Here is a 25009-nt window from a genome sequence, read left to right on the forward strand (position 1 = left end):
TAGTTGCTTAATTAGTTTCCATTAGGTGAATATCACCGGTACTCGATGATAGCCTCCAACAGGTGCAATTTCTCGCTCAGGTAATTGTTCTTGCACTAAACTAATTTTTTCTACCGAGGCAAGTAACGTTTGTAATGCAATCCTCAATTGCCAACTTGCTAATAATCGTCCCGGACAGACGTGCTTTCCTATGCCGTAAAGTAAATTATTATCAGCATGTGCTATGGGATCAAAGCGATTATTATTAAACACCGTTTCGTCACGGTTAGCTGAAGTCCAGTTGAGTTTTATACGCGCACCTGCAGGAATATCTTGGCCACTGACATGTACTGGGCATGTGGTTACTCGTCGGTTAGAAACAAAGGGATTATCAATACGCAGTATTTCATTAATAATGGCTTCTACTTCGAGATCTGAAACTTGCTGTATTGTAGTGATCAGTGACGGGTTTTCAGCAATGTAAGCGACTATAACACCAACGCATAAAGCTATAGAACCAAGATCGCCACCGGTCCAATTACGTAATATTGAAACCAACTCTTTTTCTGTCAATAATCGGCCATTAATAGTTTCACGACAAAGTTGGCCGGTAATATCGTCAGGTGAGTTACTGTGATTTGCTCTGCGTGATTGAATAATTGTACTGACAATATCATCAAATTTTTCAGCAATACTTACGGTCCATTCATGATTGCCAGAGCGCGTAGCTGCATGATTTTCTTTCATCCACGCTAATAACAGTGGCTCTAGTTCTGTTGGCCAACCTAACCATGCACATTGCGCACGTACAGCGAATACGGCACCAATATCGTTTACCGCATCTAATATTTGCCCTTTCGGCAGCTCTGCTACAAGCTTATTTGCAACATCTTCAAATACCGGAATAAACGGGGTGATCGCTAAACGAGTGAGGAAGCGCTCTATTATTTTGCGGTATTGACTATGCTCTTCACCATCTAAACCATTTGGTACTTGCAAATAGCGAGATACATTACTAGAAAAACGCTCATTATCAAGCGCAGCCGCCATCACATTATGGTGCGCTAATAGTACCCACTCACCTGCTATATTTTTTACTATTGGGTGCTTTACTCGTAATTTATCGGTAAAAGAGCGCACGTCGCAACCAGTAATGGATAAGTAATGTGGCATTTTATAATTCATATCGGCCTCGAAAGAGAAAGATATAATTTTTTATATCTAAATAGTTCAATACGTATAATTCCTATCGGCTTGGTTATCATAAAAGTGTCTAGCTCTGATTAGCTACCCGACAAGACCAACGCCATAAAGTAGTGAAAGATTACTGTTATGTAGTTTCGGCTATTTATATTAACTGTAATAATCGTCAATATTAGAACACTTGTTATTGAAAACAAGAATACCCTATTAATCACAAAGGGTGATGTTTTACTCTTTTATTGATCTTAATCAAGCAGGCTTACTGGTGTTTATTAGCAATCAACTTGTTCGCCCAGTAAGTTTTTAAGGATTTTTCTCGTCATTGATGCCTGAGTAGAGCGATATAATCGTTAACCCGCAATAACGCCACTCCGCTGATTTAAGGCTTTGCTTTAAAGCTTAAGCTATGCCAGCCATAATAAGCTTTCTGGTCGAAGGTGCATATTGGTATAAACACAACACCAATATTTCAAAAGAAATGCAATTAAGATAAGAAGGATTAAGTAAAGAAATCGTCGATATGGTATGGCAAGCACAGTTAAGATTATGCCGCAGGGACAACCGTTTAATACACAAGGCTAAGGCCAGAGAAATGATTGCTTATATCTGGGCTATTTCGCGTGAGGTTATAGCAAGTCTATTAAGTTTGTTCCCACCCAGAGCTTACAGGCCACGTTATTGATTTCAATAAGGCAATAACCATTCTCGTCAATCAATGCCTTACCTACATGAATGTAGCTACTGAGGTTCAGCCTGGAACTGTGAACCTGTGCCGCTAAAGCTTTTAAACTTCACTGAGTGGGAAGACACTTAGTAGAATTGGTATTAGATGACTTGGGAGGAAAGTGTCCGTTGTAAAAATAAAAAACCCGGATCAATCCGGGTTTTGTCTAATCAAGCTTAATAAGGCCTATTTTTCAAAATAGAATTTTTCACGCTTGTTATCGTAGTTACCTACCTCATTCATGGTTTCGGCGTTATATAAACGGCCATTCACCATGGTATAAACCACTTTGTCAGATAAGCGAATATTTTCACTAACATCGCCGTCAATCACTAAAATATCAGCAAGTTTACCCACTTTAAGTGACCCTAATTGGCTATCTAAACCTAAGGTATGTGCCGAAGACATGGTTGCTGTGCGAATGGCTTCTAATGGTGACATGCCACCTTGTGCCATCATCCACATTTCCCAATGCATCGCTAAACCTTCACGCTGCCCGTGACCACCGGCATTCACCACAACGCCTAAGTCTTGTAGCTCTTTAGCAACTTTCGCGACGTTAATGTGGTTGTAATGATGATGTGGTGCTTTAGTGCGACGCATAGAGCGTGGATCTAAAAACTCACTCGGTACATATTTACTTAAGCGCGGATGTAACCATACATCCGTGGTGTCATACCAAAAATGTTCACCCGAAATACCACCGTAAGCTACGCCCATGGTTGGCGTGTAAGCCATTTCAGATTGTGACCATAATTGCTTGATGTCATCGTAAATTTTCGCCGTCGAAATTGAATGCTCTAATGTCGTATGACCATCAACCAGCATAGTAAGGTTGTGTTGCAGTAGTGAACCACCTTCTGGCACCACTAATATTTCGGCTTCACGTGCAGCTTGGATCATTTGTTGGCGTTGATTACGACGCGGTTGGTTATAGCTTTTAACACTAAATACACCGGCTTTTTTCAAACGTTCAATATGAAATTTAGCATCGTCTAAGCTATCAACATGTGAGGTATAACCCGCCGCGGTAGCGCCATATAAAATACTACCCGTTGAGAATAAACGTGGCGCAACAATATCACCGGCTTTTTGCAATTCACTAGCCGCAAAAAATTCAGTGGTGTCATTCGATGGATCATGAATAGTCGTGACACCTAGCGCTAAGCCAGCGTAATTTTTCCAGTTTTGCTGTGGAATAATTTCATTGCTACCTTGTGGGCCATGGGCATGAGCGTCAATTAAACCGGGCATAATTGATTTACCCGTAACATCAATCACTTTAGCGTTAGATGGAATCGTCACTTGACCTTGTTGGCCAACGGCAATAATTTTATTGCCTTCAACCACAACAACACCATTTTCAATAACTTGCTCACCTTCCATAGTGATAACTTTACCACCAACAAAAGCAACTCGACCTGAAGGCTTATCGGCTTTTTCTTTATAGCCTAAGTAGGTTTTAAGCGGCGCTTGTGCTGAGCTATCTAACGTTTGTTGGTCCGTTTTAGCGGTAGGCTCTTCAGTAGCTATATCAAATAAACCCGCCACACTTGCTTGGTATAAATCAGGCCCTAAGCTCCAGTACAACTCATTCGACTTACCATTCCAGTTAATACTTTCGCCAGCGCGAACCGATAGTTTTTTCACCGGTAAATTCTTCGCTGATGGGCCAATATCTATCACCTGACCACGTTCAACAAACGGTGTTACAAACACTTTAAAGCGCTCGGCAAACGCTAAGTACTTACCATCTGGTGACACTTTATATTCGGTAGCAAACTTACCTTGATAAAGCGCTTGTTCTTTCTCTGCTGATGCATTGTCTAAACTAATTTTCATCAATTGTGGTATTTCACCATTACGTAAAAGGTAAATGCGATCGTTTTTAGCGCCAAAGTGCGGGAGTTCGCCCGATTCGGTCACCAATTTAGGTGTGCCTTTTTTAACATTAACGGTATAAATGCCCGGATTTAAACCCCACGTTGGGTCGGTAATATAGCCACCTGAAACTTTACGATATACCACGCTTTTACCGTCGGGTGAAAAACTAGGCTCAACATATTTACCTGGTTCGTTGGTTAATACGCGGCTCTTACCACCACGGGTAGAAACCATGCGAATTTCGCCCAGCTTATTATCGTCCCATGTGCTGTAAACAACGTATTTTCCATCACGAGAAAAGCTAGGGTTCAATTCAAAATGTGATTTTTGCTTAGTTAAGCGCTTGGCTTTACCTTTCGCTTTACCGTCAGCAATGGTGCGAAGATAAATATGGCCCATTGATTCATAAACCACTTTTCGCCCGTCTGGTGATATTTCAACATCGCGCAGCATTTTCACGTCAAAGTTATCTTGGTCGATATCTTGTTGAAAGCGTAAAGCGGTTTGAATTTTTTTCTCGGTTTTAACGTGAAAAGGAATAACCGTTGTTGTTTTGCTTTCAAAATCGAGCTTATTAATTTGTCCACCAGACCAAAACACCATACCTTCACTGCTTGGCAACCAAGCCATGTTTGGATAAACACCGTGAATAGCCCATGTTTCTTGCATGTCACGATCTAAATTTTCAAAAATTAAGCTTTCTTTACCGCTTTTTAAGTCATACAAATATAAATTAGATTGGAAATCGTCACGGCTAATATAAGCTAAATATTTACCATCCGGTGACGGTACCGGACGTATTGCACCACCTTTCCCCGAAACCACCACTTTAATTTCGCCGGTTTTAAGCGCTAGGCGCTTAATTTTATAAATGCCTTTTTCAGAATCTTTACTGTAATGAAAGGTTTTGCCTGGCGTTGCATCTTGTGAGAAGTAAACATATTTACCGTCGTGCGAAAATGCCGGCTCACCTAAATCTTTTTGCTCATTAGGTCGCTTGGTTAGCATGACGCCGTTACCGCCAGTTTTGTGGTACATCCATACTTCGCCAGCACCTAATGAACGAGAGCCGGTAAAGTGTTTACGACCAACCAGGTAATTACCATCTGGCGACCATGCCGGGCTGTTTAATAAACGAAAGGTTTCTGAACTCACCGCTTTGCCAGCACTACCATCTGCGTTCATGATCCAAAGATTATCACCGCCGTCTTCATCTGAGGTAAAAGCAATGTGCTTACCATCTGGGCTAAAACGAGGTTGCATTTGCCAAGCAATGTCGGTCATTAATGCCGTAGCTTCGCCACCTTCAATCGGCAAAGTATAAATATCACCTAATAAATCAAACACTAAAATTTGGCCATCAGGGCTGATATCAACATTCATCCAAGTACCTTGGCGAACATCAATTTTTGCCGTGGTAAATTCGCCTTGAGGGCTATTTACCGACCACTTTTCAGCTTGAGTTTTATCTGTGGTGTTAGTGGCGTCATCTTCAGCAAAGGCATGATGGCTTGTGCCTAACATTAAGGCAATACTGAGTGCTAGCGAGGATATTCGGGACGTAAATTTCGACATTCGATTTAACCTAAATAGTTATTATTATTAGCCCTACTACAACACATCAACAGAAAAAATTTAAGTCCGATGCGACAAATGGCTGGTATTTGCCGTTCAGCCGCCAATGGTTATACCGGTAAACTAAACATTTATCATGGCGTATATGAGAAAAATTAGACAATTTTTTATTTTTCAGTATGGTAGATAGATAATGATAATAAAAACAAGGATGAATATTTGTGGAAAGATTAAAAGCAGCACAAGCAAGTTTGATTGCCACCTACTCACTCTATAACGCCGCAAGTGAAAAAAAATTGCCGGCAATTGATGCTGATGATAACGAGACCTTGAAAGCGTTATTGAAAGTTATTCAAAACCGCGAAGCCATTGCTTACGTGCAAAAAGTTAAAAAAAGTATTCCTACTGAAGTCACCGAGCTTAAGCGCTTACTCGCTGATGTGATGTTGTTACTTGACGGTGTTGATATTAAAGCCATCAAAGCAAAAAATAAAGTCGCCAGTAATACTGACTAAATGAAGCTTACTGCAAGGCATTAATTCTACTTCACATGTCTTTAGCTTGTTTTACTTTTGCCACTGGGAAATGCTTGATAGCCCCAGCGTGGCATAATGCTTTGGGCAATATTTAAATGATCGAGCAAACGACCCACCATGAAATCAATCAGATCATTTATCGATTCGGGTTGATGATAAAAGCCCGGTGCGGCTGGCATAATGGTGACGCCCATTTGTGATAACGACAGCATATTCTGTAAGTGAATAGTTGAAAATGGTGTTTCGCGCGGCACTAAAATTAACTGTCCGCGTTCTTTTATCACCACATCGGCAGCACGCTCGATCAAATTATCACTCATGCCTTGGCTAATGGCCGCTAGCGTTCCAGTAGAACATGGACAAACCACCATGGTTTTCGGCGCAGCCGAACCAGACGCCACCGGTGAAAACCATTGCTCCTTACCAAAAACGATAATTTGTTCAGGTTTAGCGTTAAATTTTTCAGTAAAGAATTGACTCGCTGCATCCGGCGAACTCGGCAATTTCAAACCCACTTCGGTGTCAAATACCACTCGAGCAGCGCTTGAGCACAATAAATATACTTGGTAATTAGCAGCAACTAAGCACTCGAGTAAACGCAGCGCATAAGCTGAGCCCGAAGCCCCAGTAATAGCTAAGGTTATTTTTTTATCAAACTCATCGCTATTATTAATTGTTACTGATTGATTTTGCACGTATTCACCTGAGTTAATCAACATTTACTTTTGTTACCTGTATCATATGACTTGCACGATGCAATTGATCATTCAAGTCGTTTAAACAATGGCTACTGCGTTGCAAGTGCCGATAACAGTTTATCATGAATACCGCCAAAACCACCGTTACTCATAACAACAAGCGTATCTCCTGCTTGAGTTTTAGCCACAATGTCAGCCACCAATTGAGCAATGTCTTGGCTAATAAAACAAGGCTGAATACAATCGGCAATTAACGCATCAACAGACCACTTAACCTGTTCGCCCTGATAAACAAAAACCATATCAGCATCCGCTAATGATTTTGCTAAAGTATCTTTATGTACACCTGATTTCATGGTGTTTGACCGCGGCTCTAGTATAGCAATAACACGTTTATCACCTACGTTAGTCCGCACACCGGCCAGTGTTTTCGCAATCGCGGTCGGATGGTGAGCAAAATCGTCAAACACCCTCACTTGATTAACTTCACCTTTAAGCTCTAATCTACGTTTGGTATTAACAAAAGTTGCTAAGGCTTCGATAGCAACCGAAGTTGGTACGCCGGCATGTCTTGCCGCCGCTATCGCCATTAAGCCATTGTCAATATTAAAATCACCGATTAAGGCCCAATTAACCCGTCCTTGAATTTCACCTTTAAAGCTAACTATATACTCGCTACCGTCAGCAACACACTTATCGGCATGCCAGCCTGATAACTTATCATGATCGCCAACACTATATTCCGTTGGTGTCCAACAGCCCATCGCTAAAGTATCGCTGATGGCTTGCTCGCTTTTCGGCGACAACACTAAACCATTGCTTGGCACCATACGAATAAGGTGATGAAATTGTCGTTGAATATCACTGAGATCATTGAAAATATCGGCATGATCAAATTCCATGTTATTGATCACTAAAGTATTGGGACGATAATGCACAAATTTAGAGCGTTTATCGAAAAATGCCGTATCGTATTCATCAGCTTCAATAACAAAAAACGGTGCATTGCCTAAACGTGCAGAGCAATCAAAGTTTTGTGGTACGCCGCCAATGAGGAACCCGGGCTCCATGCCGGCATATTGTAAAATCCAAGTCAGCATTGAACTTGTGGTAGTTTTACCATGAGTGCCTGAAACCGCAAGTACCCAACGGTCTTTTAAGACATTGTCTAGTAACCATTGTGGGCCAGAGATATAAGGAATTTTCCGATCGAGTACATGCTCAACCATGACATTGCCGCGTGTCATGGCATTACCAACAATAATTAAATCAGGTTCATCATCTAAATGCTCAACCAAGTAACCTTGCTTTAACTCGATGCCAAGTTGTGCTAACTGCGTGCTCATTGGCGGGTAAACATTCGCGTCGCAACCGGAAACACGAAAGCCCATTTGCTTAGCAATGGCGGCAATACCGCCCATAAATGTGCCACAAATACCTAATATATGAAGATGCATAAAAGCCTATTTCAATAGCTCTTACACTGCAAATGCTAGCTTGAGCTAAGGTTTAAATCAGAATGCGCTCAATATACCTTAATCTCACAAAAATACATATTGCAAAATCAAGGCATTTTGCCCACTATCAGAGCTGTTATTCCAAGTCTATTACTATCAACTGAATAAACGCATCGAGCAATTAACGGTATTATCGCAAGTTGATCACAACACAATTAACATTTGAGGCAATTCATGAGTCAGGCTACGCTGAAAAATATTACCATTTACCCAATAAAATCGAGTGCTGGCCTTGAGTTATCTAATAGTTGGGTGGAAGAGTTCGGCTTAGCCTTTGATCGTCGTTTTGTTGTTGCAAGCCCTGAAGGCGAATTTTTTACTGCTCGTACCCAGCCAAACTTATGTTTACTTCAAGCCAACTTAACCGCAACGGGCCTGATCATTACCGCACCGAAAATGCCGGCATTGGTGATTGATTATAATTTGCTGAGCCTCAATTATGTTGATGTGCAAGTTTGGAATGACACTATCAGCGCACAACAGTGCGAAGACGCTATCAACCAATGGTTTAGTCGCTACCTTCAAAAGCCCTGCCAATTACTGTTTTTTGGCACTGAGTCACAACGATTTGTTAAAAATAAAAATAGCCAAGTGGGTTTTGCCGACGGCTACCCTTTATTACTTATTTCACAAGCCTCACTTGAGCATTTAAACAGCCAATATCCACCTAACGCTCGAAGCATTCCAATGTCGCAGTTTAGGCCCAATATTGTAGTGAGCGATTGTGACGCCTTTACTGAAGATACTTGGCAAAAAATTCGTATTGGCGAGGTAGAGTTTGAAGTAACCAAGCCTTGTACTCGTTGTATTTTTACCACCATTAATCCTGAAAATGCGGTAAAAGATCACCAGCAAGAACCGTTAAAAACATTAAAAAACTATCGGCAATTAGCTAATGGCGATATTTTATTTGGCCAAAACTTAGTTGCACTTAATCAAGGACAAATTAAACGCGGTGACAAGCTTGAAGTATTAAGATACCAAGCTGCACCAGTATTTTCTGTAGCGAAACAATCAGCAACACCTGCTGACAATAATGAGCTGAGTAATAAAGAAAAAGCAGCACAATCGCAGCCAGTTAAGAAAAAGAAACCGCTAATAACCTTTAGTCGCTTTAATAAGTCAGTAACGGGTAACAACACCGAAACCTTACTTGAACAGGGCGAAAATGCCGGCTTAGTATTACCCTATTCTTGCCGTGCGGGTATGTGTGGTAGTTGTAAGGTTATGCTCGAACAAGGTCAAGTCACAGAAACTTGTCAAGACGGTCTATCCGATGAAGAGCAACAGCAAGGCTATGTTTTAAGTTGCTGTAGTACACCATTAACTGATGTGGTTATTAGGCATCCCGAGCGTAAACGTCGCAATAGACATAATGGTTAAATAAGGCAAAAGTCATGAAATTAAACTGCGATTTAGGTGAGTTTAAAAATAATAACGACGCCGATATAATGCCCTTGATTGATATGGCGAATATTGCCTGTGGCTTTCATGGTTCAGATCCAGTAACCATTAAAAACACCATTAAACTTGCCCACCAACATCAAGTCATTATCGGCGCGCATCCCAGTTATCCAGATGTCGAAAACTTTGGTCGACAATCTATGCAGTTAACACAAGATGAGTTAATTGCTAACGTGCAATATCAAATAGGGGCTTTACAAGCACTTTGCGTAGCAGAAAATACGCAAGTGCATTATGTTAAGCCGCATGGCGCACTCTACAACGATATGATGAAAGACCTAAACTTGTTTAATGGCATTTGTATTGCTATTGCCCAGTTAGTTCAACCGAGTCATCAACCTTTACCCTTAATGATGCAAGCATTAACTAACAGTGCGCCATTTCAGCAAATAGCTAAAAAGCACCAGATTCAGCTCTATTTTGAGGCTTTTGCTGATCGAGCTTATTTAGATAATGGTTTACTGGTACCGCGCAATGAAAACGGTGCGGTGTTAAGTAATAACCAAGACGTGGTGAGTCGCTGTCAGGATATACTGCAACAAAAACCGCTGCTGAGTATTAATCAACAGCCCTTGCAACTTCACATTGATGCTTTATGTGTACACGGCGACACACCAAATGCTTTTGCCATGATTAAAGCTTTGCGAGCGACCCTCAATGCAGAAAATAAGCCCAAATAGAATGGCCAATAAGCCAAAGAACAACACGTACTTTCAAGCAAACTTTAGCCTTGATATTGTCGCAGAAAACGCCTTACTGCTCAGTTGGCAAAGCAAAATTAGCATTGCACAACATAATGAAATCATTACCTTGCAAACACTGATTGAGCAGCAGCTCGGTACATACGTCATCGAAACCGTCGCCAGCTATCATTGCTTGATGATTTATTTTCGTCATCAAATGATCACAAGTACTGAAATTACTGAGCAAATTAAACAACTTGCTAAACGTCATCAACAACCAGTACAGCTAACCGATAATAACCTGTCCGTTGATTGTATTAAGATACCAGTTTACTACGATATCGAGCAACAATGGGATTTAGCTGAAGTGGCACACCGTTGCAACATGTCGAACGACGAAGTGATCAAACAGCATAGCAGCACTATTTATCGTGGCTTTGCCTTAGGCTTTACGCCGGGATTTTGTTATTTAGCTAGCTTGCCCGACATGTTACATTTATCTCGAAAGTCATCACCGCGCACCCAAGTTCCCAAAGGTGCTGTGGCTATTGCCGAGCAACAAACAGCGGTTTATCCGAATCAAAGCCCTGGTGGTTGGCATATTATTGGCCAAACCCCCTTACCTATGTATAACACGAGCAACGGCCAATTTAATGCCACCATCAATGTCGGACAAAATGTAGAATTTTATGCTATTTCAAAAGCTGAATTTATTGCTATGCAACAAGGCTTATCAGCATGAGTCAGCATTATCTCGAAATTATTAATATCAATGGCCAGGCGAGTATTCAAGATTTGGGGCGTTTAAATGCTCAACACTTGGGCTTTAGTGCCAGTGGCGCGGCTGATGAGTTTGCGTTTCTGACTGCTAATCAACTTATTGCAGATTATCACAGTATTACCGAGTCTGATCAGCGCCAACGTAACTGTGCGGCAATAGAAATTACCTTAGGACAAATAAGTTTTCGAGCCAATGCCACTTGTGTAATCGCCATAACTGGCGCTAACTGCAAGGCTAAAATCAATGATATCGCGATAAAAAATTGGCGATGCTATCAATTAAAAACCAATGACATGATTACTTTTGCCATGCCAGAACATGGCTTACATAGTTATTTGGCGGTCGCAGGCGGCTTTACTTGCCAAGTAGAACAACAGCCCTGGTTAGGCAGCTTTGCTCAAACCCAGAATGAAATGGCACTAGGCTTTACCGGTACGCCATTAATAACGAGTAGTAAATTATACTTTTCAGCACCAGCAAGCAACTTAACAAGACCAGTAGTGCCAGTAAAAGCCAATAAGCCAACAAGCTCACCAACACGCTTCTATGCTCGACACAGGCTGACATTAAGGTTAATGCCCAGTGTACTATTTTTACAAATGAGCATTGAACAGCAACAGCGCTTTTTAGCCCGCGAGTATATTATTTCAGCCGATAGTAACCGTATGGGCTATCGACTTCAGAGCAAACCTGAGCAAGTACGCTTGTTTGATCAAAAAATACTGGCCGAATCCTTACGCAGCCGTTGCCTATTGTCGATGCCCGTGACTTACGGCATGATCCAGCTTCCAGCCAACGAACAACCGATCATCTTAATGAAAGAGCGACAAACCATGGGCGGCTATCCGGTACTGGGCAGTGTCATGCAAACCGACTTATTTCGCTTAAGCCAAATGCGTCCTGGTGAAAAAGTCAATTTCACCCTAATTAATCACCAACAAGCGCAACAACAGTTACACGCGTTTTATCGCAAATTTAGCCTCTGACTAAGCTAGTTCTCATAGTAAACAGGAACAATTGACCCGATGGATCGCTAAAAAAACAGCGCTTTGTTGTTCCAGATCAGTTTAGCGACATTATTCAGCTAATTTTTGCTTTTTGTGTTTCTCATTCGACCGGAGTAATGCTAATTTTAGCGCATTAAAAAGTTACTCATTTTTTAAACAGTTTGGCAATTTGAACTTTTACCATCATCTGAGCACCCACTCTGATGAAAACTCAAACACGTCCTGCGTAACTTATTGTAAATAAATAAAATATTGTTTGTTTTGACAAATAAAAATGATTAAAAAATGCCTTAAAACAAGCCGATATTTTGACTGATTCTTACTATGGTTGATTAAAAATAAACTCTCTCAAAGTTTAAAACACTAAGGTTGATATTATGAAAAATAACATAAAGTACACTTCTCTAGCTTTACTCTCAGCTTCACTTTTAAGTGCGCCATTAGCATTTGCAGAAGAAACATCTGTGGCATCAGGCGTTAAAAAAGCACTTTCAGAAAGCACGGTAAAACTTAGCTTCCGCGCTCGTTACGAAGGTGTTGATCAAGATGGCATTGAAGACAACGCAAGTGCACTAACATTAAAAAGCCGTATCACGGCAAATACTGGCAGCTTTAAAGGCGTATCTGTAGGTGTTGAAGTTGATAATATTGCTGACTTCATCGATGACTATAACAATACCCGCAACGGTGAAACAAATTATCCAGTAGTTGCTGATCCCGCAGGTACTGATGTAAACCAATTTTTCTTAAAATATAGCGCAGATAACTTTTCAGCCACCGCTGGTCGTCAACGTATTCTGCACAACGACCTACGTTTTGTTGGTGGTGTAGGCTGGAGACAAAATGAACAAACTTTCGACGGCTACCGCTTTCAAGCAAGTCCGACTGAGTCATTTTCAGCAGATTACAGTTATGTATACAATGTAAACCGCATTTTTGGCCCTGATGGTGATAACGCTGACTTAGAAGGCCAGTTCCATTTATTGAACACGCTCTACACGATCAACAAAGATCACAAAATCAATGCTTATGCTTACTTACTTGATTTTGATACCGTCGCGTCTTTTTCAACCGATACTTACGGTGTAAGCTACCAAGGTAACTTTGGCCCAGTAATGGTTAAAGCGGCTTACGCAACACAAAGTGACGCAGGTGATAACGCAACTGATTTTAGTGCTGATTACTACAATTTTGAGGTCGGTACAAAAGTTAGTACAGTAACCTTATTAGCTGGTATTGAGTCTTTAGGTAGTGATAACGGTGTTGGCTTCTCCACTCCATTAGCAACATTACACAAATTCCAAGGTTTTGCCGATAAGTTCTTAGGCACTCCAGGTCAAGGTATTGAAGATGTTTACTTGACCGCAAAAACAAAAGTAAGCGACATCAAACTTTCTGCCACATATCACGATTTTTCTTCTGATGTTGATAGTATTGATTATGGTTCAGAGATCGACGTTGCAGCAGCATACACAATCAACAAAAACTACAATATCCTAGTTAAATTTTCTAGTTACAGTGCTGATGACCATGCCAGCGACACAGACAAACTTTGGCTACAACTTTCAGCTAATTTCTAAGCTTTCTCGCTCAGCTTAAGTTAGCGCTCACTAACTATTTAAACAAGATAAAAAAGGGTTTAAGCCGTAATATTTAAACCCTTTTCATTTCTGTTAAACCAATTTAACATCGAGTTCCGCTGCTTTATTAATCAACAATATTGCCTATCCCACCGCTAGGGGTAGAATGGCTGTAGATAAAAGCTTAGAATAGCGCCCGCTTTCAGGTCTGAAATCTATGTAGGTGCTTTTTTGTTATTAATGATCGACAATTATGATTCTTTTACTTTTAACTTGGTGCATTATTTTCAAGCACTTGGTCAAGAAGTCATGGTAGTCAGAAATGATGAAATCAGTATCGATGCGATAACTGAACTCGCACCACAGTATATTGTTATATCTCCCGGCCCTAGTGATCCTAATGCCGCAGGTATTTCCTTAGCAATTATTGAAAAATTTAAAGGCCTGATCCCAGTATTAGGTGTATGTCTTGGCCATCAATGTATTGCCCAACATTTCGGTGCTAAAATTATTAAAGCCAAAAAAGTGATGCATGGAAAAACCAGTAGCATTTCACATAATAAACAAGGGCTATTTAAAGCATTAAAACAGCCCTTAACGGTGACTCGCTACCATTCATTAATTGTTGCTCCGGACACCCTACCTGATGAATTGACCGTGACCGCTTGGTTATCAAGCAATGATCAGATAGAGATTATGGCTTTACAACACAAGTATTTGCCACTTGCTAGCGTACAGTTTCATCCTGAATCAATTTTAACTGAGCAAGGTCAGCAGTTATTACAAAACTTTATTGATCAGTATTCCAATCTAATAGATGATAATATTTAGGATAAAGCTTATTTAAGCGCTATTATCATGTCGAGTTAAATATTGAGCTATTACAAGTTCGGCTAGTTGTCTAAAGCTTGCTCATAACAGCCTCTAATGAAATAGAGCCATAGGTCGATAACTTAGCTAGCGACAAAAACTATAAACTGATCACCGTTACTAATAATGAAGTGCTGATGCAAATATTTGAAGATAATAAACTTGTTTCCCCTATCTATAATCGAGCACTCAGCTTAGCGATTAGTAAAGACTTTGCTGAGCAAAAAAATGGCAAAGTTAGTTTTGCTAAGCATCAAAATAGCGAACAATTTAACCGCCGACGTGAATTACTTGCTGTAGAAGAAGAAACCAATAAAAATAAAATTATTCAGGCGCATGGGCACGAACATTTTAAAGCTCAAGTCATGAGCAAATTTTTTTCTCAAGTTGTTAAGCAAGTGAATAAAGAATTCAACAATAAAGAACATCTCTACATGAACGTGCTAAAAATAGAAGATGCGGCTCCTTCTATTATGGAGATATTATCGGTAAAGGCAGCAAGCATCAATCGCATTGCTCCTTTAGTCAAAGCATTACCTTGGCTATGTATTGAATTAATTAACTTAGTTAATAAACCGCAATACCGTAAACGCTCAGACGTGCAAGTCACCGAGCCTAACTTAGCACTAAGCTATGTTGGTTTAGATAATCTAAAATTAGTCATGCCAACTTTTATGCTTAAGCATTGGCTGCCTAACAATACCGCTCCTTTTCCATTAATGAAACGCAAGCTTTGGAATGATAGTTTATCGATCGCTCTAGCAGCACAGCTATTAGCGAAAAAACAAGGCTTAGATGAATTTGCCGCCTTTGCTGCAGGCATGCTAAGTAATTTAGGTTTGTTAGCCGTTACTCGCAGTTTTTTAAACACTTATACTGAGCTTTATAATGAAGAATTACGTGAGGCTTACGACAGTAAAGATAAAAAGCTTCATGACATTTTACTTGAATTAGAAGCGTCACCTCAGTTACTGCTCGAACAGCTAGTGGAGCGCAGCAGTAAAGTGGCTGCAGATATGGTCGAGCTAATGCGCTTTGATCGTTTACAAATTACCGAGGCTGTGTTTGATCTGGCCTATGCCGTTAATATTAGCCACATGTGCCCTATTGCGAAAGTAGTCACTAAAGCTAAAGCCTATGTCGCCTTTAGGAGTTTAGCCAAAGAAGAGCTTATTAATACTGAAGAAGCTAAAATACTACTAAGCGCGGGGCAATTAACCACAAAGGATATAGCCCTGCTGAAAAAAAGCGACATTGACCATATAAAATTAAATTTTAATTAAATTATTTTTGATTAATTATGAAATATTGCCAGCAATTGCTGACCCTCATACTATACATAAAGCGCTAGCAGCCAACCCTAACCTGAAAAAACACTCGAAAGATAGTTATGCAAAAATAATGAATAAAAACGGCTAAGCCTTTGCTTTACAAGGGGTACAGCGCATATTGACAAGACAGAGTCTGTTTTTTCTGTCATAATCCCTGCCTATTTTTTAGTTAGTCCGGTGTTGAGATTGCACTTCGCTAATTAATTCATTTAGTTTCTTTAAGTTTTAGCTTATAAAACTAATACACAACTATTGATTACAATATCCTAACTATAAGAGGAATTTACAATGTCTAATCACTTCCCGGTAGATCGTGCGTTATTTGATGATGTTATGGTACCTAACTATGCGCCATCTGCAGTTATCCCTGTTCGCGGTCAAGGTTCACGTGTTTGGGATCAACAAGATCGTGAATTTATCGATTTTGCTGGTGGCATTGCCGTGAATTGTTTAGGACATTGTCACCCAGCATTAGTCGGTGCGTTAACAGAACAAGCCAACAAAATCTGGCATTTATCAAATGTTATGACTAATGAGCCAGCACTGCGCTTAGCAAAAAAATTAACTGACAACACATTCGCTGATAAAGTTTATTTTGCTAACTCAGGTGCAGAATCAAACGAAGCAGCATTGAAATTAGCGCGTCGTTGGGCACTTGAAAACTTTGGTGCAGAAAAGTCACAAATCATCGCCTTTAAACAAGGTTTCCACGGTCGTACATTTTTCACCGTTACTGTTGGTGGTCAAACGGCTTATTCAGATGGTTTTGGTCCTAAGCCTGGTAATATCGATCACGCAGAATATAACAACTTAGACAGCCTTAAAGCGCTTATTTCAGACAAAACTTGTGCTGTTGTGATGGAACCATTACAAGGTGAAGGCGGTATTATTTCACCTACCGACGAGTTTGCTAAAGGTGTTCGTGAACTTTGTAATGAACATAACGCTTTGTTAATTTTTGATGAAGTGCAAACTGGTGTTGGCCGTTTAGGCGAATTATATGCATACATGGGCTTAGGTGTTACACCTGACATTTTAACCACAGCAAAGGCATTAGGTGGCGGCTTCCCTATTGGCGCTATGATCACCACAACAGATATTGCTAAGCACCTTAAAATTGGTACACACGGCAGCACTTACGGCGGTAACCCATTAGCTTGTGCTGTAGCTGAAGCGGCATTTGATACGGTTAATACCCCAGAAGTGTTAAACGGTGTTAAGGCAAAAGCTCAGCTTTATATTGATGGCTTAAATGCTATCAATGCAAAACATAATGTTTTTAGTGAAATTCGTGGTAAAGGCTTATTGATTGGTGCGGTATTAACTGACGCTTACCAAGGTAGAGCAAAAGACTTTTTAAATGCAGCAATGGATGAAGGTGTTATGACACTTGTTGCCGGTGCTAACATTATACGTTTTGCCCCTTCATTAGTAATCCCTAATGAAGATATCGCTGAAGGTTTAGCACGTTTTGAAAAAGCCGTAGCTAAACTAGCTAAGTAAGTCATTCATTATTATAGCGTTCAAATACTTAGCACCTTAAGTATTTGAACGTCTCATTGAGAGTTTTCTATGATTATTATACGCCCTATTCAAAACAGTGATTATGATGCACTTCATCGCATCGCTGTGGAGTCAGGACACGGTTTTACATCACTACCGGTCAACGAAGAATTGCTCAGAAAACGCATTTCTCACGCTGAGATTTCTTTCCAAAGTTCAGTTACTGAACCAGGTAATGAAGGTTACCTATTTGTAATGGAAGATACCGAAACCGGCGCCGTTGTTGGCACAAGTGGTATTGAAGCCGCAGTTGGTCTAGACGATGCATTTTATCATTACCACTTAGGTAAAGTTGTGCACAGCTCTCGTGAGCTTAATATCTATAATACCGTTGAAACATTATCCTTATGTAATGACTATACGGGTGCTTCTGAAATTTGTACTCTATTTCTTAGCGAAAGTCATCGTAAAAACCGTAACGGACGCTTCTTGTCACGTTTTCGCTTTCTATTTATGGCAGAGCATAGTGAACGTTTCTCGGAAACGGTTATTGCCGAAATGCGCGGTGTTTCAGACGAAGATGGTTCATCACCATTTTGGAAATGGTTAGAGGATAATTTTTTCTCACTTGATTTTCCAACAGCAGATTACCTTACCGGTATCGGTAAAAAAGTTTTTATCGCTGAATTAATGCCCAAATATCCAATTTACGTTAATTTGTTGAGCCCAGAAGCACAACAAGTGATCAATAAAGTGCATCCAAAAACAGTACCTGCACTGCGGTTACTTGAAGCTGAAGGTTTCTCGCGCCGTGGTTATGTTGATATTTTTGACGGTGGCCCAACAGTAGAAACACAAACAGCATCAGTAAAAACAGTACGTCAAAGCCAGAAATGCCAAGTACTGATTGGCGATGTGACTAATGATAATAAATATATTATTTGTAATAGCAAAGTAGCTGACTTTAGAGCAACACAAGCACCGGTGCTATTACGTGAAACCGCCAATCAAGTCGTTATTTCACAAGCCGTTGCAGATGCGCTAATAGTCAAAGAAGGAGACTGGGTACGCCTAGTTGCCAATTAATCACTTAGCCGTTATTTAGCTAATTATCGAACGCAGTTAATTATTACACTCATGAGCGATACGCGCGCAGAGGAATCTAGAATGTCACACAATATACAACTTATTAATGGTCAATGGTCAGTAGGTTTAGGTCATGAAATTTTTTCAAAAAATCCGGCTAAAAATGAAGTGATTTGGCAGGGTAATACTGCCTCTCCAGCACAAGTTGACGAAGCTGTGCTGGCTGCCCGTGCCGCATTCGACACTTGGTCTAATATGCCAATTGAAGATCGTATTGCTATCACGGTTAAGTTTGCTGAATTACTGACTGAACACAAAGAAGCATTCGCGACAACTATCGCACTTGAAACCGGTAAACCTATCTGGGAAACCCGCACTGAAGTAGGTGCCATGGTTGGTAAAATCGCTATTTCTGTACGTGCTAATGAAGAGCGTACCGGCACTGTTGAAAACCCTATGCCAGGTGCAAAAGCCTTTATTCGTCACAAACCACACGGTGTTGTTGCGGTATATGGCCCTTATAACTTCCCTGGTCACTTGCCAAATGGTCATATTGTTCCGGCACTTATTGCAGGTAACACTGTGGTATTCAAACCAAGTGAATTAACACCTATGGTTGCTGAAGAAACCTTAAAACTATGGCTAAAAGCTGGCCTTCCAGCTGGCGTTATTAACATGGTACAAGGTGAAGTTGAAACAGGTAAAGCATTAGCAAGTCATCGACAAATTGACGGTTTATTCTTTACCGGTAGCTCAACGACAGGTCATTTTTTACATGAGCAATTTGGTGGTCAACCGGGTAAGATTTTAGCATTAGAAATGGGCGGTAATAACCCATTAATCGTAAAAGATGTCACGGATATCGATGCGGTAGTGCATGACATTTTACAATCGGCTTTTATTACTACTGGCCAACGTTGTACTTGTGCTCGTCGTTTATTTATTGAAGCTGGTGAACAAGGCGACGCTATCTTAGCAAAATTAGTTGCTAGCACTGAAGCGATTAAAATTGGTTATTTTGATGATGAAGAACAACCATTTATCGGTTCAATGATCTCTGAAAAAGCCGCTTTAGGTTTAGTCGCAGCACAACAGCAATTGTTAGACCTTGGCGCAGAGTCAATTGTAATGATGAAGCACCTTGAAGTAGGCACTGGCTTTATTTCTCCTGGTATTGTTGATGTAACAAACATCTCTGAAATGCCAGATGATGAGCATTTCGGTCCATTATTAAAAGTCTACCGTTACACTGATTTTGATGCTGCAATTAACGAAGCAAATAATACTTCATTTGGTTTATCAGCTGGTTTATTGAGTGACAGCGAAGACTTGTATAATCATTTCTTCCGCCGTATTCGCGCCGGTATTGTCAACTGGAATAAGCCAATTACCGGTGCCAGCAGTGCCGCACCATTTGGCGGTATTGGTGCCAGTGGTAACCACAGAGCGAGTGCGTTTTATGCCGCTGATTACTGTGCCTACCCTGTTGCGTCAGTAGAAGCTGAAAAAGTAGCATTACCAGCAACATTAAGCCCTGGTTTAACGATTAAGTAATTAATTAATTTTAATGAAACTTTATTGCCCATTAAAAAAAGCTGGGATCCGTCCCAGCTTTTTTAAAAACATCGATCAAATATAGTCACTTATTCTGAGTGGTTATCAAGCATGCTGTCCTAAATATTCTTTAATATCCTATTGAAGTAGTAATAAATAGCCTCAGATACCACTCAGTCGACTTGAGATATCAACACTATTTTATTTATGCATTTAGGAATTTAACATGACTGCGGTGAAAAATTTATTTAACAACATTTGGCAAAACTATTTAGCAGTAACGCCTTCAGCTGACAAAGTACACCAACTTTTAAGCACAGGTGACGATTTAATCAACGATCATGTTGCTTACCGTACCTTCAACATTGCCAAGGTCAATATTGAAAAGATCTCTGCACACCTGCTTAACTTAGGTTACAAAGAGTGTGGTGAATACCACTTCGAAGCAAAAAAACTCTACGCTAAGCACTTTGAGCATGCTAATACAAACTTACCGAAAGTATTTATTAGTGAACTATTAGTAGAAAAATTTTCGCCACGTGTACAAGCAATCATAGAAAAAATGGTCGCGGGTATCGACGAAACAGATATTAACCTTGAAAGCTTTTTGTATTCAGGTACTCATTGGCAAGTGAGTCACCAAGAATACTTAGACTTACTGAGTGAAAGTGAATATGCAGCATGGGTTGCGGCATGGGGCTACCGTGCTAACCATTTCACCGTCAGCATTAACCATTTAGCAAATTACGACTCGATTGAGGCTGTTAATGAAGCGGTTAAAGCTGGCGGCTTTAAGTTAAATACCACTGGCGGCGAAATTAAAGGTGATGAAGGCGTAAAATTAGAGCAATCATCCACTATGGCTGATCATGTATTAGTTGAGTTCTCTGATAAAACCCTTGCTATTCCTAGCTGTTTCTACGAGTTTGCCAAGCGCTACCCGATGGAAAACGGCGAGCTTTACACAGGTTTTGTTGCAGCTTCTGCTGATAAAATTTTTGAAAGCACTAACGCTGCGGCGTAATTTAACTGGCACCTATGTTTGTTATAAATAGGTGCCAATTTCCATCTTAAGAACCTTTCGCCCTGAAATTTCTCGTACAAAAACATTAATATTTACACTCTCAACATTCAATAACAACTTTGCCACTTGATCATCACCTTATTTTATGAGTAAAGTAAGCCTATGATAAAAATTAAGTAGATGAACCAATGGTTACCGATACCGAAGGTTATATTCACATCATTGAATATTTAACTGCTCACTTAAGCTTATTTGAAAACAGCTCGAATATCGATAATAATAACAGCTCGGTATTAGCAGTAATCGAGCAAGAAATGAGCGAACAAATTATTAGCTTATGCAATCAAAATGAAACGCTAACATTTAATCAGCGCAATACGATTATTCGAGAAATTGATGCCATTGTCTATGATCTACAAGAAATATTGTCTGGCGTAATGAATAACTCTGTCACGAGTGAACAAGTAGCGTTTATTAAAGAATTTGCGATTTTGATTAAAAATTTATTTGATACCGAAATACACAGTCAGTTTTTACTTTAGTCATTGATTAGCTTTAAAAATAGTCCTATTACTGCGTATCATTATTAACTATCATCGCTTATGCTTGATTAACGCACTCATCATTTACCTCATCGAATCACAAGTTGCCTTATGTTATCTGAACAACCGCAAAACCATTTATGTACTGTTACCCTGTTAGGTAATCTCGTTAGTAAGCCTGATATTCGCTATCAAGCTAACCCCGTTGTAGCTTTTGCAGAATTTACTTTAGCAACACATAGTCGCTGGTTTGACAAAACCAGTAATCAATTTAAAGAATGGACTAGTTATCATACGGTAAAAGTTATTGGCGAAATTGTTGAACGCGCACTTATTCATGCCGGTAAAGGCGATATCATCTTAGTGCAGGGTTACTTAATTAATAGTAGAAAAAATAATCGCGAAATAATACATGCCACATACGCACAAACCTTTCCGAAAGGTTATGCACAATCAATTAATCAAATCCATTGTAGTGGCAATATAGTGTCAGAAATTAAGCTTATTACCACCGAGAATAATAAAGAACTAACGGAAGTTATGCTTGAATCGAAACAGCATATATTTTCCGCCATCACACAGCAAAGTTATGTGGTAACCATACAACGACCTATTCATGTTTGGGGTAAACAAGCACTTTACCTTGCAGAGCATGGCAAAATAAATGATCAAATAATAGTTGACGGAAAATTGAGCTATCTTAATAATAAGAATAAAAACCAATTTATCGATGCACATCAAGCGGTGCTATTAGCTAAGCACTAACACTAATTTAAGGAAGCACTACTATATGGAAAAGAAAAACGGGCTTAAGATGATTAAGCTGTATTTTATTTACACATTAGTAGTCCTTTTTAGTCTCGTTATTAACGCAGCAGAACAAGACAGCAATGAGCTGGAGCTATCAACCATAGCTGACCTAAGTCATGTGGCACTAAAAAACGATAACTGGCATACAGTGTTGCCGATACCGGGAAATAATGAGCACTATTTTATCGCTACCAGTACCGGCAATGTTTATCAAATTAATCAGCATGATATCTCTCCATCTCCTTTCTTCGAACTAAAATCTGCACTAAATACCACTGAGAACATCACCTTAACAGCCATTACTCTCGATCCAAATTTTAACTACCGCGAGCGTGATGGCTATCACACTTTCTATACCGCCCATACTGAGCAGAGTAAAAAAACAAAATCAAAATTAAGCCCCAAGCACAGTGAACTCAATCCATCTTATGATGCAGTGATAATGCGCTGGCAGCTAACTTATGCAGTAAATCAAAGACCTGAATTAAATAAGCAACGCGAAGTTATGCGCATCGCGATAAACCACGAACAAGAGCACATACAACAACTAAGTTTTAACCCTTATATTGAACCTTGGCATAATGATTTTGGTTTGCTTTTTATTGCCCTAGCTAAAAGTGAGAATTTAGCTAATGAGGCGCTCTACGCAGGCACAATTCTCCGTATCAGACCGAAAGCATACGGTGCAAGAAGCTACACGACTCCCGTTAATAACCCGTTTTCAAAACAAGATGATATTTTAAATGAAATTGTCTTTATTGCAGGACAAGAAATTATCCATTTTAATTGGATGAAAAAAGGTAACTACAACTTTCTGATCCAATTAAACCACCAAAACAGTCACTTACTTGTGAAAGCCAAAATAGGCGACGATTGGCGAAAAAGCATGCCAGCAGCGCAAATAAAACAACGTTTAGCATCAGTAAATAGCCCTAGTAAAACTTTCCTTTATCATGGTCGAGAATTAAAAAACTTATGGGGTAAAGTACTGCATTTGCAAACCACAGCAGATAGCTGGCAATTACAAGCTTCACCATTATTTCCAGAACTTAGTAATGACGAAAGTTATGAGCATAGTCCGCATAACTTAGGCCGTTATAGTATGTCTAAACAGGCCAAATTTAGCTTACATCAAAGGCACGATGGCGAATTATTGTTGCTCGAACATAACAAACAACGCCTATATAGCATCAAACAGCCTGAAATAGTCCTCAATAAAGTCATGGTTGACGATGTTCCAATAACAAAGACCAATAACAGCAGTGCTTTCACTTTTATTATCTTTACACTTGTCATTTTAATGAGTTATTTTTACTATTTAAGAAAAAGAACCAATAAACAGCAACATCTGCTACACGAACAATGGGCAAATTTTGATATAGATCTTGAAAAAAAGTCGTTAAAACTTTATAAACGCCATGATAAAAATGCTGAGAAAGTTATCGAAATATCAGCACTAACCCGCAGTGAATTATTATTAAATGATAAAGTTATATCAACAATCGATGTCAATTCTATACAAAGCTTCTCCAATGAGTTAGAGGCACAAGTACTGACAATTTTTGCCAAAGAAAACCAGTTAAAAATGATCGATGAAAAGCAACGAAGAATTCAATTATGCTTAACTGATAAGCAAAAAAAATCTTATCTATTTTGTCTGTATTTTCGGGTTGGCAATATGCGCCATACTAAGCTTAAGTACAGCACAGTGATCAACAAAGTTATTGACTGGCAATGGTTGTTTTCGCAATATATTAACCCTATGACCACTAGCAAACGAAAAATAAAAGTCAAAATTAAACCTAAAAATCAGGCAGACTCATCAACAACAGCTGTAAAAAAAGTGTCGCCTGATGTTTGTGATAAAACATCAGATCAGAGCACTTCGGGCACAAAAACATCCGACACCAGTCATTCTCCTAGTGACACTTTCGCCCAAGATAGTTCACACAGTATTAATGACGATACTATTGACGTTGATACCCGATTAGTCGCGGCTTTAGACAAGCTTGTTATGATGAAAAAACAAGGTTACTTAGATGAAAGCGAATTCAACATGGCAAAAACAAAAATATTGAAAGATTTAGCTAACGAAACAAGCAACCTTTGACCAAACGAAAAAATTAACGCTCAGCAAAGCAATTACTTGACTTGTATTTAGCAGTAAAGCGGCGCAAAATGCTGAAAATTTTTCGTTTTGGGCTAGTTTTATGCCAATGTTGTCGAAATTACTTTGCTGTTTCCTCATTTTAATAACCTCAAAAGTGCTAGCTAATGACTATGGTAATATTGTCATTAGTCGTGTTACCAATGTTTATGACGGCGATACTTTTCGTGTTGATATCGACCAATGGCCAGCGCTGATTGGTAAAAATGCCCCTATTCGCATTAATAATATTGATACCCCCGAATTAAGGGCAAAATGCCCAAATGAAAAGCGCTTAGCATTACTTGCCAAAAAGTTTACGCAAGATAAATTGCAACATGCTAATATCATTGAACTAAAAAACTTAAACCGTGGTAAGTACTTCCGTATTACTGCCGATGTCTTTATTGATGGTGAGAGCCTTGCAGAAGGATTATTAGCTGCGGGCTTTGCAAAAGTGTATTCCGGTAAAAGCAAGAAACAAAGCTGGTGCCACTGATTTAATCATGAGC

Annotated in this window: 20 protein-coding genes and 1 pseudogene; 17 read left to right on the plus strand and 4 right to left on the minus strand. The window is 39.7% G+C overall.

From position 1 onward, the window contains the following. Window positions 1-21: 21 nt before the first annotated feature. Window positions 22-1164, minus strand: coding sequence for a cytochrome P450 (locus FGD67_RS10090; protein WP_257174874.1), 1143 nt, complete (start codon window positions 1162-1164; stop codon window positions 22-24). A gap of 445 nt (window positions 1165-1609) precedes the next feature. On the opposite strand from FGD67_RS10090, the pseudogene FGD67_RS10095 reads away from it, so the two are divergent. Beyond that, window positions 1610-1864: pseudogene (locus tag FGD67_RS10095) on the plus strand (hypothetical protein); the annotation flags it as partial. A 228-nt stretch (window positions 1865-2092) separates the two neighbouring features. Here the strand turns inward: FGD67_RS10095 and FGD67_RS10100 are convergent. After that, a complete protein-coding gene (locus FGD67_RS10100) occupies window positions 2093-5365 on the minus strand; it encodes an amidohydrolase family protein (protein ID WP_373567869.1) in 3273 nt (1090 codons plus the stop codon). Window positions 5366-5586: 221 nt separating this feature from the next. Between FGD67_RS10100 and FGD67_RS10105 the strand changes: the two genes are divergently transcribed. After that, window positions 5587-5880: a hypothetical protein gene (locus FGD67_RS10105; protein WP_257174875.1), complete on the plus strand. Its 294-nt coding sequence runs from the start codon at window positions 5587-5589 to the stop codon at window positions 5878-5880. A gap of 41 nt (window positions 5881-5921) precedes the next feature. Here the strand turns inward: FGD67_RS10105 and FGD67_RS10110 are convergent, their stop codons facing one another. After that, complete coding sequence (locus FGD67_RS10110) at window positions 5922-6620, minus strand: flavin prenyltransferase UbiX (protein ID WP_257174876.1); 699 nt, start codon at window positions 6618-6620, stop codon at window positions 5922-5924. 68 nt (window positions 6621-6688) lie between these two features. Next, window positions 6689-8056: a UDP-N-acetylmuramate:L-alanyl-gamma-D-glutamyl-meso-diaminopimelate ligase gene (gene mpl / locus FGD67_RS10115; RefSeq protein ID WP_257174877.1), complete on the minus strand. Its 1368-nt coding sequence runs from the start codon at window positions 8054-8056 to the stop codon at window positions 6689-6691. A gap of 234 nt (window positions 8057-8290) precedes the next feature. Here mpl and FGD67_RS10120 point away from each other — a divergent pair, with 234 nt between their 5' ends. From FGD67_RS10120 to FGD67_RS10190, 15 genes are all read left to right on the plus strand, one after another. After that, window positions 8291-9499, plus strand: a complete 1209-nt coding sequence (locus FGD67_RS10120) for a YcbX family protein (RefSeq protein WP_257174878.1) — start codon at window positions 8291-8293, stop codon at window positions 9497-9499. 14 nt (window positions 9500-9513) lie between these two features. Beyond that, on the plus strand, window positions 9514-10260 hold the full coding sequence (locus FGD67_RS10125; protein WP_257174879.1) for a 5-oxoprolinase subunit PxpA: 747 nt from the start codon (window positions 9514-9516) through the stop codon (window positions 10258-10260). Next, on the plus strand, window positions 10238-11005 hold the full coding sequence (locus FGD67_RS10130; protein ID WP_257174880.1) for an allophanate hydrolase subunit 1: 768 nt from the start codon (window positions 10238-10240) through the stop codon (window positions 11003-11005). The genes FGD67_RS10125 and FGD67_RS10130 overlap by 23 nt, the downstream gene beginning before the upstream one ends. After that, window positions 11002-12030, plus strand: a complete 1029-nt coding sequence (locus FGD67_RS10135) for a biotin-dependent carboxyltransferase family protein (protein WP_257174881.1) — start codon at window positions 11002-11004, stop codon at window positions 12028-12030. The genes FGD67_RS10130 and FGD67_RS10135 overlap by 4 nt, the downstream gene beginning before the upstream one ends. A gap of 398 nt (window positions 12031-12428) precedes the next feature. Further along, entirely contained in the window at window positions 12429-13631 is a 1203-nt protein-coding gene (locus tag FGD67_RS10140; protein ID WP_257174882.1) for an alginate export family protein, read from the plus strand. 231 nt (window positions 13632-13862) lie between these two features. Further along, window positions 13863-14462: an aminodeoxychorismate/anthranilate synthase component II gene (locus tag FGD67_RS10145; RefSeq protein WP_257174883.1), complete on the plus strand. Its 600-nt coding sequence runs from the start codon at window positions 13863-13865 to the stop codon at window positions 14460-14462. Window positions 14463-14638: 176 nt separating this feature from the next. Continuing rightward, on the plus strand, window positions 14639-15784 hold the full coding sequence (locus FGD67_RS10150) for an HDOD domain-containing protein (protein WP_257174884.1): 1146 nt from the start codon (window positions 14639-14641) through the stop codon (window positions 15782-15784). Between the two features lie 336 nt (window positions 15785-16120). Further along, window positions 16121-17335, plus strand: a complete 1215-nt coding sequence (locus tag FGD67_RS10155; RefSeq protein ID WP_257174885.1) for an aspartate aminotransferase family protein — start codon at window positions 16121-16123, stop codon at window positions 17333-17335. Between the two features lie 69 nt (window positions 17336-17404). Further along, window positions 17405-18421: an arginine N-succinyltransferase gene (gene astA, locus FGD67_RS10160; protein WP_257174886.1), complete on the plus strand. Its 1017-nt coding sequence runs from the start codon at window positions 17405-17407 to the stop codon at window positions 18419-18421. 81 nt (window positions 18422-18502) lie between these two features. Further along, window positions 18503-19975 carry a succinylglutamate-semialdehyde dehydrogenase gene (astD, locus tag FGD67_RS10165; RefSeq protein ID WP_257174887.1) on the plus strand — a complete coding sequence of 491 codons (1473 nt, stop codon included), beginning with the start codon at window positions 18503-18505 and terminating at the stop codon, window positions 19973-19975. 226 nt (window positions 19976-20201) lie between these two features. Next, window positions 20202-20999 carry a DUF1338 domain-containing protein gene (locus tag FGD67_RS10170; RefSeq protein WP_257174888.1) on the plus strand — a complete coding sequence of 266 codons (798 nt, stop codon included), beginning with the start codon at window positions 20202-20204 and terminating at the stop codon, window positions 20997-20999. Between the two features lie 188 nt (window positions 21000-21187). Continuing rightward, window positions 21188-21541 carry a DUF3802 family protein gene (locus FGD67_RS10175; RefSeq protein WP_257174889.1) on the plus strand — a complete coding sequence of 118 codons (354 nt, stop codon included), beginning with the start codon at window positions 21188-21190 and terminating at the stop codon, window positions 21539-21541. A 111-nt stretch (window positions 21542-21652) separates the two neighbouring features. Further along, on the plus strand, window positions 21653-22306 hold the full coding sequence (locus FGD67_RS10180) for a single-stranded DNA-binding protein (RefSeq protein ID WP_257174890.1): 654 nt from the start codon (window positions 21653-21655) through the stop codon (window positions 22304-22306). Between the two features lie 25 nt (window positions 22307-22331). Continuing rightward, window positions 22332-24461 carry a hypothetical protein gene (locus tag FGD67_RS10185; protein WP_257174891.1) on the plus strand — a complete coding sequence of 710 codons (2130 nt, stop codon included), beginning with the start codon at window positions 22332-22334 and terminating at the stop codon, window positions 24459-24461. 100 nt (window positions 24462-24561) lie between these two features. Continuing rightward, window positions 24562-24996, plus strand: coding sequence for a thermonuclease family protein (locus FGD67_RS10190; RefSeq protein ID WP_257174892.1), 435 nt, complete (start codon window positions 24562-24564; stop codon window positions 24994-24996). Window positions 24997-25009 lie beyond the last annotated feature (13 nt).

The sequence above is a fragment of the Colwellia sp. M166 genome (assembly GCF_024585285.1).
In the GTDB taxonomy this organism is placed as follows: Bacteria; Pseudomonadota; Gammaproteobacteria; order Enterobacterales; family Alteromonadaceae; genus Cognaticolwellia.